General features: G+C 72.4%; 12 protein-coding genes. 7 read left to right on the forward strand and 5 right to left on the reverse strand.

Translation table 11 applies throughout. The annotated features are described in order from the left end of the window. Window positions 1–50 precede the first annotated feature (50 nt). Both N801_RS10050 and N801_RS10055 read right to left on the reverse strand, forming a co-directional pair. The gene (locus N801_RS10050; protein ID WP_035937145.1) at window positions 51–1,643 is read right to left on the reverse strand and encodes an acyl-CoA carboxylase subunit beta; all 1,593 of its coding nucleotides are present in this window, start codon (window positions 1,641–1,643) and stop codon (window positions 51–53) included. 25 nt (window positions 1,644–1,668) lie between these two features. Continuing rightward, window positions 1,669–2,856: an acyl-CoA dehydrogenase family protein gene (locus N801_RS10055; RefSeq protein WP_035937148.1), complete on the reverse strand. Its 1,188-nt coding sequence runs from the start codon at window positions 2,854–2,856 to the stop codon at window positions 1,669–1,671. Between the two features lie 64 nt (window positions 2,857–2,920). Between N801_RS10055 and N801_RS10060 the strand changes: the two genes are divergently transcribed. From N801_RS10060 to N801_RS10075, 4 genes are all read left to right on the forward strand, one after another. Beyond that, complete coding sequence (locus N801_RS10060) at window positions 2,921–3,331, forward strand: MerR family transcriptional regulator (protein ID WP_052112836.1); 411 nt, start codon at window positions 2,921–2,923, stop codon at window positions 3,329–3,331. Between the two features lie 32 nt (window positions 3,332–3,363). Beyond that, window positions 3,364–3,543, forward strand: a complete 180-nt coding sequence (locus N801_RS10065; protein WP_035937154.1) for a hypothetical protein — start codon at window positions 3,364–3,366, stop codon at window positions 3,541–3,543. Window positions 3,544–3,955: 412 nt separating this feature from the next. After that, complete coding sequence (locus N801_RS10070; protein WP_052112837.1) at window positions 3,956–5,179, forward strand: ATP-binding protein; 1,224 nt, start codon at window positions 3,956–3,958, stop codon at window positions 5,177–5,179. Then, on the forward strand, window positions 5,176–5,922 hold the full coding sequence (locus N801_RS10075; protein WP_211254705.1) for a response regulator transcription factor: 747 nt from the start codon (window positions 5,176–5,178) through the stop codon (window positions 5,920–5,922). Before N801_RS10070 ends, N801_RS10075 begins: the two co-directional genes overlap by 4 nt. A gap of 22 nt (window positions 5,923–5,944) precedes the next feature. Here N801_RS10075 and N801_RS10080 read toward each other — a convergent pair whose 3' ends face one another. The 3 genes from N801_RS10080 to N801_RS21360 all read right to left on the reverse strand — a co-directional run bounded on the left by N801_RS10080 (window position 5,945) and on the right by N801_RS21360 (window position 8,796). Next, complete coding sequence (locus N801_RS10080) at window positions 5,945–6,868, reverse strand: PfkB family carbohydrate kinase (RefSeq protein WP_035937156.1); 924 nt, start codon at window positions 6,866–6,868, stop codon at window positions 5,945–5,947. 64 nt (window positions 6,869–6,932) lie between these two features. Beyond that, a complete protein-coding gene (locus N801_RS19730; RefSeq protein WP_052112838.1) occupies window positions 6,933–8,351 on the reverse strand; it encodes a serine/threonine-protein kinase in 1,419 nt (472 codons plus the stop codon). Then, on the reverse strand, window positions 8,344–8,796 hold the full coding sequence (locus N801_RS21360) for a hypothetical protein (protein ID WP_035937159.1): 453 nt from the start codon (window positions 8,794–8,796) through the stop codon (window positions 8,344–8,346). The genes N801_RS19730 and N801_RS21360 overlap by 8 nt, the downstream gene beginning before the upstream one ends. A 128-nt stretch (window positions 8,797–8,924) precedes the next feature. Here N801_RS21360 and N801_RS10095 point away from each other — a divergent pair, with 128 nt between their 5' ends. Genes N801_RS10095 through N801_RS10105 form a run of 3 tightly spaced genes read left to right on the forward strand, consistent with a single transcriptional unit; the run spans window position 8,925 to window position 13,228 of the window. Continuing rightward, complete coding sequence (locus tag N801_RS10095) at window positions 8,925–10,862, forward strand: VWA domain-containing protein (RefSeq protein WP_245618353.1); 1,938 nt, start codon at window positions 8,925–8,927, stop codon at window positions 10,860–10,862. 4 nt (window positions 10,863–10,866) lie between these two features. Continuing rightward, window positions 10,867–11,757: an AAA family ATPase gene (locus N801_RS10100; protein WP_035937164.1), complete on the forward strand. Its 891-nt coding sequence runs from the start codon at window positions 10,867–10,869 to the stop codon at window positions 11,755–11,757. 10 nt (window positions 11,758–11,767) lie between these two features. Then, a complete protein-coding gene (locus tag N801_RS10105) occupies window positions 11,768–13,228 on the forward strand; it encodes a VWA domain-containing protein (protein ID WP_035937168.1) in 1,461 nt (486 codons plus the stop codon).

The raw sequence follows: 13,228 nt of genomic DNA on the forward strand, positions 1-13,228 counted from the left end.
TGTGTCTGAGCGCGAGCACTTGGTCGCGCTCAGGCACACGACGCGTGGTGTCAGACGGGAGGGATGTCGCGGCGCTTGGTCGCGAAGGCCCGGTCCCGGTTCGCGGCGTAGCGCAGCCGCCGCAACAGCTCCGACCGCAGGTCCTCGGGCTCGACGATGTGGTCGATGACGAGGTCGGCGGCGAGCCGCTCCAGGTCGACGTCCTCCTCGTACTCGCTGCGTCGGGCGGCGACGAACGCGTCGCGCGCCTCGGCACCCTCGGCGGCCTCGATCTCGGCGATCTTGTTGGCGTAGACGGCGTTGACCGCCGCCTCCGGGCCCATGACGGCGATGCGCGCGGTCGGCAGCGCGATCGTCGCGTCCGGCCCGAAGCCCGGCCCGCCCATCGCGTAGAGACCTGCGCCGTAGGCCTTGCGGACGACGACGCAGAACTGGGGGACGGTGGCTGAGGACACGGCCGAGACCATCTTGGCGCCGTGACGGATGATGCCACCGCGCTCCACCTCGGAGCCGATCATGAAGCCGGGCACGTCGGCGAGGTAGACGAGCGGGATCGAGTACGCGTCACAGAGCCAGATGAACCGGGTCGCCTTGTCGGCGCTGTCGGTGAAGAGCACCCCGCCCTTGACCATCGAGTTGTTGGCGACGATGCCGACCGTCTCGCCGTCCATCCGACCGAAGCCGATGACGAGCTCGGGGGCGAAGAGCGCCTTGATCTCGAAGAAGCTGTCGTCGTCGACGATCCCGTCGATGACCTCGTGGACGTCGAACGGCTGGCTCTCGCGCTCGGGCACGCTCGTCCGGGTGAGGGGCGCGCTCGGCTGCTCGACGGCATACGAGGGGCCTGGGGTCCGCCAGTTCTGCGGGACGTAGGAGAAGTAGAGCTTCGCGAGCTCGATGGCCTCGGCGTCGTCGTGGGCGAGGATGTCGCCGACCCCGGAGACGGTGCAGTGCATGCGCGCGCCACCCATCTCCTCGAGCGAGACCGTCTCGCCGACGACCATCTCGGCCATGCGCGGGCTGCCGAGGTACATGGACGCGTTGCCCTCGACCATGATGAGCAGGTCGGTGAAGCTCGGGATGTAGGCACCGCCGGCGGCCGACGGTCCGAAGAGGCAGCAGATCTGGGGGACCTTGCCCGACAGCGCCACCTGGTTGTGGAAGATCCGGCCGGCGCCGCGACGGCCGGGGAACATCTCGACCTGGTCGGTGATGCGCGCGCCGGCACTGTCGACGAACCAGAAGACCGGCAGCTCCTCGCGCAGCGCCGTCTCGGTCGCGCGGACGATCTTCTCGACGGTGCGGGCCCCCCACGAGCCCGCCTTGACGGTCGGGTCGTTGGCGATGACGACGACCGGGCGGTCGTCGACGGTGCCGCGCCCGGTGACGACGCCGTCGGCGGGCAGGCCCTTGGCCAGGGCGTTGGCGTAGCGGCCGTCCTCGACGAAGCTGCCCTCGTCGACGAGCAGCGCGATGCGGTCGCGGACGTAGAGCTTGTTCTGCGAGGCGAGCTTGGCCGCCGCCTTCTCCGGGGGTGCGGCCGAGGCGACGAAGGCGGCCTCGAGGCGGGCCCGCACGTCGGCGACCCGGGGGTCCCCGACCACGGCGGGACCTGCGCTGTCTGGGGACTCGCTGACCGGCATACCCCTCACTGTGTCAGCCACGCGCTCAGGCCGGGAGACCGAGGTGGCGGGCGATGACCATGCGCTGGACCTCGCTCGTGCCCTCACCGATCTCGAGGATCTTCGCGTCGCGGTAGAACCGGGCGACGGGGTACTCCTCCATGAAGCCGTTGCCGCCGAACACCTGCGTGGCGATGCGGGTCGCGGAGACGGCGGCCTCGCTCGTGTAGAGCTTGGCGATGGCGGCGGCCTTCTTGACGTCGGCGACGGAGCGGCGACCGGCGTCGTGCTCGTCCTTGAGCCACGCGGCCTTGTAGGTGAGGACGCGGCTCGTCTCCGCCATGACGGCAAGGTCGGCGAGCTGGAACGAGATGCCCTGGTTGACGCCGATCGGCCTGCCGAACGCGGTGCGCGACGACGCGTATGCCGTGCTCTCGGCGAGCATGCGCTCGATGAGTCCCAGCGCGAGGGCGGAGATGGCGATGCGGCCGTCGTCGAGGGTCTTGAGGAACTGCTTGAAGCCGCTCCCCTGCTCGCCGAGGAGGTTGCTCGACGGGACGCGGCAGCCGGCGAAGCTGAGGCCGTGGGTGTCGGAGATGTGCCACCCGAGCTTGTGGTAGGGCTCCTCGACCGTGAATCCCGTTGTGCCGGAAGGGATCATGATCGCGCTGAGCTCCGGACGCCCCTTGTCGTCGGTGCCGGTGCGGGCCGTCACGGTGACGACGGAGGTGATGTCGGTGCCCGAGTTGGTGATGAACGCCTTGGCGCCGTCGACGACCCACTCGTCGCCGTCGCGGACCGCCTTGGTGCGGGTGGCGCCGGCGTCCGAGCCGGCGTCGGGCTCGGTGAGGCCGAAGCCCGCGAGGGTGCGCCCGGCGACGAGGTCGGGCAGCCACTGCTGCTTCTGCTCCTCGGTGCCGAAGGTGAGGATCGGGTTGATGCCGAGACCGACGCCCGCCGAGAGGGTGATGCCGATCGACTGGTCGACCCGGCCGAGCTCCTCGATCGCGACGCACAGCGTGGTGAAGGCCCCGCCCTCCTCGGGGTCGAGGCTGCCACCGAACTCCTCGGGGACGACGAGGCCGAACAGGCCGAGGTCTCCCATCTTCGGGACGAGCTCGGTCGGGAAGTGCGAGTCCCGGTCCCACTGGGCCACGTGCGGCTCGACCTCCCGCTCGGCGAAGTCGCGCACGACCTTGCGGAAGTCCTCGTGGTCCTGGCTGAGCTCGAACATCGTCGTCCTCTCGGGGGCGGGCAGTGCTTGACGTTGACGTCAACGTAAGGCAATACTGCCGACCGTGGCAACCCGGCGCGTGGCCCCCGCGGCCCCTGAGCAGACGTGGACGATCCGCGAGATCGCCGAGGAGTTCGACGTCACGCACCGGACGGTCCGCCACTACGAGGAGCTCGGGCTCATCACCCCGGAGCGACGCGGCACGACCCGCATCTACCACCGTCGCGACCGGACGCGCCTCGGCCTCATCCTGCGCGGCAAGCGCCTCGGGTTCCCGCTCGAGGAGATCCGCACGATCATCGACCTCTACGACGCGCCCCGTGGGCGACGCAGCCAGCTCGAGTACGTCCTCGCGCAGATCGACGAGCGCCGGGCCGACCTGGAGCAGCGACGTCGCGACCTCGAGGCGGCCTTGACCGAGCTGGACCGCTTCGAGGATCGTTGCCGCGAGGACCTGTCCCGGCACTCGTCCTGACGGGTCCGGGCACCGAGCGAGAAGAGGCAGCCATGGACCGATCGGACGAACCGTCCGCCTTCGCCTGGATCATGTCGGGCACCGTCGGCGCCGTCGTCGCGGCCGGGCTCGGCAAGTTCCTCCTCGACCGGCGCCGGCACCGCGCGGTCATGGAGGCCCGGGCCGCCGCGGACGCGGAGGAGATGGCAGAGGTGGAGGGCCACCCGAGCTGACGCGCAGCGGGGCCGGCACCCGAGGTGGGTGCCGGCCCCGCCTCCGTTCTCGTCACCGGCCCGAAGGGGATGGCGGCGGCGAGAGGAGTGGTCAGCCCTGCGCCGCGGACGCTACGGGCTGCTGAGGGTGCATCGACACCACCGCAGGGAAACTGCTGATTGTCGACAACCTGCCACCTCTGTCGATCTTCGCCAACAGCGAGGGTTCGCGGATTCGTGGGTACCCACGAGCAGGGCGAACCCGAAGACTGAGGGGCCCAATCCCCCGCGTCGTCCCGCCCGGACTCGCCTCTGCCGGAAGGTCCTGTCGTGTCCCGTCGCCGCCATCGTGAGCGCGCCCGCGCCGGGCGGCGATCGGCCACCGTCCGAGCGCGTCGGGCCGACCCGGACCGGCTGGGGCAGACTGTCCGGTGTGGGGAACGAGACCGAGCCGGCGACCGTCGGCGCAGGTGTCAAGGTGCCCACGACCGCTGCCGGGACCGACCGGGCCTTCGCACTGCTCATCCTCGGCATGCGGCTCGGCACCGTCGTGCAGATGGCGCCCTCGCTGCCCCAGGGCCTGTCCGAGTCGCCCACGCGGCTCGGCTATCTCCTGGTGTGGCTGCTCGCGGCCGGCACCGCAACGGTGGTCAGCGTCGTCGTGTGGCGCAGCGGCCGACCACTGTCGCCGCGCTGGTACCTCGTCGACGCGGCCATCTGCTCGCTCGTCGTGCTCCTGGGTCTCGTCGTCGTGCCTGAGCAGGTCCGCCTCGGCACCTGGGTCGGCTACCAGCCGGCATACGCGCTCTCGGTGGTCTGCAGCGGTGTGGCGGTGCGCAGCAACCGCGCGTGGCTGGCCGCGCTCGTCGCGGTCGTGGCCGCCGACGTCGCCTACCTCCTCCCGACCCTGTCCACCGACACCGCTGCCACGCTGCTCGGCAACGTGCTCACCCTCGTCGTGCTCGCGGGTGTCGGTCGATGGGTCGCCCTCTACATCCGCCGGATCGCCGAGGACGGCGACCGGGCGCGCGCCCAGGCCCTCGACCTCGGACGTCGTGAGGAGGAGCGCCGCGCCCAGCTCGCGATCCACAACGGGGCAGCGGTGATCCGGATGCTCGGCGACCCCGCACTCGACGACCGCGCCCGGTTCATGCTTCAGGAGGAGGCGCAGCGCGAGGCGAGGCGCATGCGGTCCTACCTCAGGGGCCGCGACCACACCGACCCCTTCCTCAGCGCCTCGGGCGCGGCCCCCGCCGGACCGGTCTCGCTGCCGCACGCCGTGGGCCGCGTCTGCGACCGCTTCGGCGACCTCCCGCTGCACGCCACGCTCGACCTCGCCGACACCGTCGTCCTCGACGACACCGCGGCGGAGGCGCTCGACCATGCGCTCGCCAGCGTGCTGCTCAACGTCCGCGACCACTCGCGGGCCGAGACGGTGGTCATCCACGCCGATGCCGAGGAGCCCGGCGGCGATGGCGCGTGGGTGCTCACGGTCCACGACGACGGCGTCGGCTTCACCCCCGATCCCGAGCAGCTCGGTGTCGGGCTGCGCGAGGTCGTCATCAACCAGCTCCGTCCCCACGGCATGGAGGTCGAGGTCTCGTCGACCCCCGGGCTCGGGACGACGGTCACGATCTCCGGAAGGGTGGTCACGTGACCTCTCCCGCATCCACGGAGGGCCGCGCCCTGCGCGTCGTCGTCGTCGACGACGCCACCGTCATCCGCGAGTCGCTGCCGGCCCTGCTGCCCGACCTGGACTTCACCGGCAGCTTCGCCAACGTCGAGGCGATGCTGCGCGCGCGGCCCGAGGCCGATGTCGTCGTGCTCGACCTGCACCTCAGCAACGCGGGTCAGCCGAACGCCCGGCAGGGCGTCGCCGCCATCCGCGCCGTCACCGCCGCCGGCTACCGCGTCTGCGTCTTCAGCCAGGAGGAGCGGCGCTTCGTCCTCGCCGCCTGCCTCGCCGCCGGGGCGCACGGGCTGGTCTCGAAGGCCGCCCCGACCGCGCGCCTCGAGCAGTCCCTGCGCGAGGTGGCAGCCGGCGAGGTCGTCATCCCGCCGGCGGTCATCGGCCTGGTCGAGGTTCTCGTCCGGCGCAACAGCCTGACGATCCTCTCCGACCGTCAGCGCCACGTCCTCTCCGGGCGGGCGCGTGGGCTGACGTACGCCGAGATGAGCGGGCGGCTCCACCTGTCCGAGTCGACGCTGCGCGGCTACTGGGCCGAGGTGACGCGCAACGTCTCGGAGCACTTCCAGCGCACCGCTCCCGGTGACCTCGAGCACGCGCTCGGCCTGGGTCCCGGAGACCTGCTCGACTACTGGCCCGAGCCGCTGCCGCCCGGGACGCCGACGTCACCGCAGCGCACCGACCGCTGGTGGCGGCTCGGCCGCACGCGCTGACCGGCGGTCACGCGGCGGCAGGTCAGGCGTTCGCAGCGAGGAAGTGGTCGATCTCCGCCGCTGTGGGCGCGGTGGCCGGTCCGCGGCGCGTCACCTTGATGGCGCCACCGGCGTTGGCCCGGCGGGCGGCCTCGACCCAGGGCAGCCCGGCCGCCCGGCAGGCGACGAGAACACCGGTGTGGGTGTCGCCCGCTCCGTTGGTGTCGACCGCCGTCTGGGGGTAGCCGTCGAGGTCCGTCGTCTCGCCGTCCACGTGGACGGCACAGCCTTCGGGTCCGTCGCGCGCGATCGCCACGGCACCCTGGGGCAGGTGCTGGGCGGCCCTGGCGACCGCCGTGACGATGTCGACCTCCCCCGTGAGCGCCTCGCTCTCCTCGGCGTTCCCCGTCCACACGGTCGTCATGGCGAGCATGCGGAGGCGGACGTCGTCGGGCAGCTCGGCGAAGATCGCTCCCGGGTCGAGGACGACCTCGACACCCTCGGGCAGCCCAGCAAGCCACTCCAGCAACGGATCTCGTGTCCTGCCCGTCAGTGAGTAGCCGCTCACGCAGACCAGGTCACCGGCCTCGGGAGAGGACGTCTGCAGCGACTCGACCGAGATCACGCGCTCGGCCGCCTGGGTCGTCACGAAGGTCCGCTCGGCCGTCGGCTCGAGCATGACGACACAGATGCCGGTGTCGAGATCGGGCACGACCGGGCTCGTGATCTCCACGCCCTCCGCGGCGAGCGCGGCGCGGACGAGGTCACCGTGCGGCCCCGTTCCCGTCGCTCCGGCGTGGACGCACCGTGACCCCTGGCGAGCGGCGGCGAGCAGAATGTTGACCGCTCCCCCGGCGTACTCCTTCGGCGGCGGCGCCATGACGTTGCCGCCACGCCGTGGCAGCGCGGGCACCTCGACAACGACGTCGACGAGTGCCTGAGCCGTGTGGATCACCCGGGGAGACATGCACGGCAGCGTATGCCGTCCGCTCGCCCTCACGGGGTGCGCGCTCGCGTCGCGCGGCGGCGGGTCAGCCTGCGGGCCGGACCCAGGCGTAGGAGCCGTCCGCACGTCGCTGGCACACGACGGGGACGCCGTCCACGGTCTGCTCGCGCACCCCGACGTCGCTGAACTGGCACGGTTGACCGGGAGCGACGACGACGCTGCCCACCGTGACCGACCCCCGCGTCGTCGGTGTGGCCGCCGGTGTCGCCGTGGGTGTGGGCGACGCCGCGGGCGCGGAGGTGGCCGTCTCCGGCGCGGAGGTGGCCGTCTCCGGCGCGGTACTGGAGGCTCCGCCCGGGGAGGGGGGCGACGTGTCCGGGTCGGCGGACCACGGCGACCAGATCCCGAGACCGACGGCCAGGGTGAGCACCGCGGCCACCGCAGCCACGGACACCACGGCTGTTCTCGGACGACCCCACCGCGGTCCCGGTGCGGTCGAGGGCGGACGCGCTGCTCGGGGTCCGCCCACCGCCCCGGTCACGGTCTCGGGAGCAAGCGTGGGGAACGCCGTGGCGGGTGGCGGGCCATCCCGTCGGACCCGGGTGGCGTCGGCATCGCTCGGCGTCGCGGCTGCGGCACCTGCCCCAGTTGGTACCTCGCCGGGGCGGGCCGTGAGCTGGGCGAGGCCGGGTGCCGGCTCCGGGACGTGGCGCAGCACCTCCACCTCCCCCATCGACCCCGACCTCCAGACGAGGGCGGGCGCATCGAGCCGGCGCAGCACGTCGTCCGCCGCCTGGGGGCGAGCGTCCGGGTCTTGTCGCGTGAGATCGGTCAGCAGCTGCCACAGCTCCGCCGGGGTGCCGTCGGGTCGGGTCGGGAGGTCCGTTGGTCGCTCCCCGGTGAGCATCGCGACGCCGACCCGCCCCACGGCATACAGGTCCGCACTGGGATGGGGCTCGGCCCCGGACAGGGACTCGGGAGCGGTGTAGCTCGGGGTGCCGGACCACTGACCGGTCTGGGTGAGGCGGACGCCGTCGAGCTCGATCGCGATTCCGAAGTCGGTGAGGAACGCGTGCGGGCGCTCCTGGCCGGTGGCCGCCAGCAGCACGTTCGCCGGCTTGACGTCACGGTGCAGGATTCCGGCCGTGTGCACGGCGTCGAGCGCCCTGCTCAGCTGGCGCAGCACCTCGGCGACGAGCCCCGGGGGAAGCGGGCCGTGGTCCCCGATGAGGCTGGCGACGGAACCGCCCTCGACCACAGGCATCGTGAACAGCACCCGGTCGTCCTCACCTGCCCAGGAGAGCGGAGTGAGCACGTGCGGGTGGACGACCCGGAACGCCTGCTCGCGCACGAACCGCAGCAACGAGACGGCGTCGGACTGGCGCAGCACCTTGGCCGCCACGATCCGCTCCTCGCGGGCGTCCCACACCCGCCAGACGGTCCCCATCCCACCCTCACCGAGCGGGTCGAGCAGCTCGTAGCGACCGGCGAAGACCTCACCCACGCGCGGCCCCTGCGGCCCGGTCGAGCAGCTCGGCGAGCGACGTGGCACCGGAGGATCGCGCCGACCGCGCAGCGGACTCGAGCTGCTCGGCGCTCGCCACGCCGGCGAGCGCCCGCACAGCCGCGACGTCCTCCGACCCAGCTCCCGTGAGCGTCAGCTGCTCCTCGCGAACCGCCGCCAACCGCAGGCGGATGTCGTCGGCCGACATCGTGGACGCCGATCGCGACAGGTCGAGGAGCATCTGGAGGCGGTGGACGACCGCGGGGTTGCCGATCTTGACCCGCTGGCCACTCATCAGCTGCGAGAGCATCGGCGCCGAGAGACCCAGCGCCTCGGCGAGCCGCCCCTGGTTGAGGCCCAGGCTGCGCATGACATCCGCGCCGAGCTCGGCGAGCGGGGCCCCGTACAGCGCCTTCTGCTGCTCGAGTGCGTCCGTCGTCGTCATGTCGGCATCCTAGGCGGGCGTCCGTGCCGACCGTCGGGTCGCTCGCTTGCAAATTTGCTATTGCAAACGGTACGGTGGGCCAGCCGCACCGACCACAGGGGGAACCACGAATGCGCATCCTGCCCGCCGTGACCACGGTCCTCGTCCTCGCCGTCGCGGGGCTGGGCCAGTCCGCCGCCTCGGCCGCCGTCTCGGCCAGCGGCTCGGCCACCGCCCCCACGCGGGGCGCCACCTCCACCGACGCCGAGCCGGGCAAGCTCCTGCTCATGCTCGACGCGTCCGGGTCGATGAAGGCCAAGGACCCGTCCGGGCTCACCAAGATCGAGGCAGCCAAGAAGGCCCTCACCGGTGTCGTCGGCGCCCTGCCCGACACCGCCCAGGTGGGGCTGCGCGTCTACGGAGCCACGGTCGACGGCAAGGGCAAGCCGACTCCGGCCGCGTGCGCCGACACCCAGCTCGTCTCCCCCATCGGGCCGCTCGACAAGGCCGGGCTCACGTCGAGCATCACCGCCATCAAGGCCCTCGGGGAGACGCCCATCGCGCACTCCCTCGACGAGGCCCTGAAGGACCTGGGCGCCACCGGCAAACGCAACATCGTCCTCGTCTCCGACGGCGAGGAGTCCTGCGTCCCCGACCCCTGCCCCTCGGTCAAGAAGCTCACCGCAGCCGGCGTCGACCTCCAGATCGACACCGTCGGCTTCGGCGTCAACGCCACGGCACGCGCCCAGCTCCAGTGCATCGCCGACGCCGGGAGGGGCACCTACTACGACGCCAAGGACGCCCCGGCCCTCACGGCGTCACTGAGCAAGCTCAGCCAACGGGCCCTGCGCCCCTTCGCCGTCAGCGGCACGCCGGTCACGGCCGCCCCCACCCCAGAGTCCGCACCCACCCTCGCGGCGGGTCAGTACACCGACACGTTCGGTGTCGGTGGCCCCGCCCGCTACTACAGGATCGAGCGCGAGCCCGGTTCCACGGTGCGGCTGTCCGTCGCGATGCGCCCGCCCCGCTACGGCGACAAGTGGTACGAGGAGGTCGAGCTCAAGGTCACCGACACCCAAGGGAGCCGCTGCACCGAGGATCTGGAGAACCGCCTCGCCGCCGAAGGCCTGCTGCAAGTGATGGTGGCTCGGGTCACGGTGTCCGGCGACGGCGAGGATCCCTGTGCCACAGGCCCCTTGATCGCCAGCGTCACGAGGGGCAAGAACGGCGTGCCCGAGGCTCCCGTCGAGGTCCTCGTCATGGAGGAGCCGCCGGTCGAGAGTTCCGATGCGCTCCCTGCGGCGACCTCCGCCGAGGCCTTCACGGCACCGGCCGCGGGCGGTGGGTCCCCCGTGGTGGGTGGCGGAGGGTTCTCCGACGCCCTGACCCTCGATCCCGGCACCTACACCGAGATCGTCCTTCCGGGCGAGCAGATCTTCTACAAGGTGCGCGTGGGGCACGGGCAGCGCGCCGCCTTCACCGTCGACGCTCCCGCGCCCGGGCTGCCGCTGCCCGACTTCCGCGGGGCGGACGCCGCGATGTTCGAGGTGACGGGGTGGAACCCTGCCCGCGAGCCCTTCAACCACTCATCATCGAAGCCGCCGGCGCGCAGCACGTTCTGGGGCAAGGCCCCGGCCGTCGCCAATGAGTTCGTCCCTGAGGTGCGTTACCGCAACCGCGAGGGCAAGGCGCTCGCGGTGGCGCCGGCATCCATCGCCGGCTACTACTACTTCTCCCTCGGACGTGAGGTGGAACGTGCCGACTCGACCGCGAACGTGCCCCTGACCGTCCGTCTTCGCCTCGCGGTGGACGGGGAGGTCAACGGAGAACCGGCGTATGCCGGCCCCTCGCCCGACGCCTCCATCGCGGCATCGGCGTCGCCCACGTCTGCGGACGGCACCAGCGTGACGGGAGCCGCAGACACCGAGCCCGGCGACGACGCGGGCGACGACGCGGGCGGATGGCTCCTCTGGGTCGGGCTGGGACTGGTGGCCGTGCTCGGAGGCCTGGGTGCGGCATACACCGTCGTCCGCACTCGACTGAAGGGCAACCGGACCGAGGAGTCGCGGGGCGCAGTGTCAGGATGACGGCGTGACTCCACGCTTCGGATCGATCGACGAGGTGACGTCCCGGCTCGCCGAGACCGGCTACCTCGCCTCGGACGCGATCGCCACGACCGCCTTCCTCGCCGACCGGCTCGGCAAGCCGCTCCTCGTGGAGGGCCCTGCCGGAGTCGGCAAGACCGAGCTCGCCAAGGCCGTCGCCACGGCCACCGGGGCCGAGCTGATCCGGCTCCAGTGCTACGAGGGCGTCGACGAGTCGCGGGCCCTCTACGAGTGGAACCACGCCAAGCAGCTCCTCCGGATCACCGCCGAACGGGACGCCGCCGACGGTTGGGATGCGTTGCGCGACAACATCTTCAGCGAGGAGTTCCTCCTCCCCCGGCCTCTGCTCGCCGCCCTGCGCAGCGAGCAGCCGGTGGTGCTCCTCATCGACGAGCTCGACAAGGCCGACGTCGAGATCGAGGGTCTGCTGCTCGAGATCCTCGGCGACTTCCAGGTCACCGTCCCCGAGCTCGGGACGATCACCGCCCGGCACCGCCCCTTCGTCGTCCTCACCTCCAACGCCACCCGCGAGCTCTCCGAGGCGCTGCGACGACGCTGCCTCTTCCTCCACATCGACTACCCGAGCGCCGAGCTCGAGCAGCGGATCGTCACCCTGCGCGCGCCCGGGCTCGACGACGCCCTGGTCGCCTCCGTCGTGCGGCTCGTGCAGCGGCTGCGCGAGCTGCGCCAGCGCAAGTCACCGTCCGTGGCCGAGACCGTCGACTGGGCCCGCACCCTCATCGCCCTCGGCGCCACGCGTGACGCGGACCTCAGCGCCGAGCTCGTCCGGGACAACCTCGGCGTCCTCCTCAAGCACCAGGACGACATCGAGCGCGCCGCAGTGGCGCTCGACCTGCCGGCACCGGCCACCCGCTGACCACGTCGCCATGTCCGTCGCCCTCGATGCCCGTCTCGTCGGCTTCGCCCGTGCCCTGAGGGGCCACGGCGTCGTCGTCGGGACGAGCGACGTCGTCGACGCCGGCGCGGCCGCCCACGTCCTCGGGCTCGAGGACCGTGAGCGCCTGCGCGAGGGCCTGGCGTCCGCCCTGCTGCGCCGCGCCGGCCAGCGACAGGTCTTCGACGACCTCTACGACGTCTGGTTTCCCTCGGCCGTCGGCGACCGGTCGCACGGCACGTTCGAGGCGCCCCCGGCGACGCTCCCCGACCGTCGCTCGAGGGCCGAGGAGCTCCGTCAGCAGCTCGCCCGGGCCCTGGCCGACGCCGACGAGCGCGCCCTCGACGAGCTCGCCGCCCGCGTCGTCGCCGAGCTGGGCGCGCTGGCCAACGCCGCGACGACCGGGTCGTTCTCGGCGCAACAGGCGCTCGACACCCTCGCTCCCCAGACCGCGATCGCCGGTGCCCTGGCCCGGATGCAGGACGCGGCCGAGAACGCACCCGGCGGCAGCGGTGACGGGAGCGGCGGGAGTGGGGGTACGGGCGCCGGGGTGTCCGGGCCTGCCGGCGGTGGGGGCTTCGCCTCGCGGTTCTCCCGGGACGAGCTGCGCTCCGGCGTGGCGGCCTTCCGCCGGCGGGTCGAGGTAGAGACCCGCCGACGCAACGCGGAGGCCCGCGGCGCCGAACGGATCAGCCGGTATGCCGTCCGCCCACCCGCCGACCAGACGCCCTTCCTGCTCGCGGGGCCGCACGAGCTCGACGAGCTCCGCTCAGCGGTCGGGCCGCTGTCACGCAAGCTGGCGACGCGGCTCGCGGCCCGGCGCCGGAGGGCGTCGCGTGGCTCGATCGACGTGAGGCGCACGCTCCGACGCTCACTGTCGACGGGCGGCATACCCATCAGGCCGGCCCTTCAGCACGCCAAGCCGCACCGCCCCGACCTCGTCATCCTCTGCGACCTGTCGACCTCGGTCTCGGGCTTCTCCCGGTTCACCATCCTGCTCGTCCAGGCGCTCGCCGCCCAGTTCCGCCGGGTGCGGATCCTCGGCTTCGTCAACCGCGTCGACGACCTCACCGAGCAGGTCCTCGGCGCCCCGCCCGGCAGCGACCTCAGCAGCGCCTTCGACGACCTCTCGCGGATGACGCGGTGGCACCGCAACAGCGACTACGGCGCCGTCTTCGCCGACGTCGTCGAGCACCACCTCGACGCCATCGGCCACCGGACCGCCGTCCTCATCCTCGGCGATGCCCGCTCGAACCACACCGAACCCCAGGTCGACATGCTCCGCGAGATCACCGGCCGGGCCCGGCACGTCTCCTGGCTCAACCCCGAGCCCGCCCGCATGTGGGGCAGCGGCGACTCGGTGGCCCTGCTCTACAGCGAGGTCGTCGACATGCATGAGTGCCGCAACCTCGCCCAGCTCCGCGACTTCGTCTCCCGCCTCCTCCCCGTCTGA

This window comes from Knoellia aerolata DSM 18566 (genome assembly GCF_000768695.1).
Lineage (GTDB): Bacteria > Actinomycetota > Actinomycetes > Actinomycetales > Dermatophilaceae > Knoellia > Knoellia aerolata.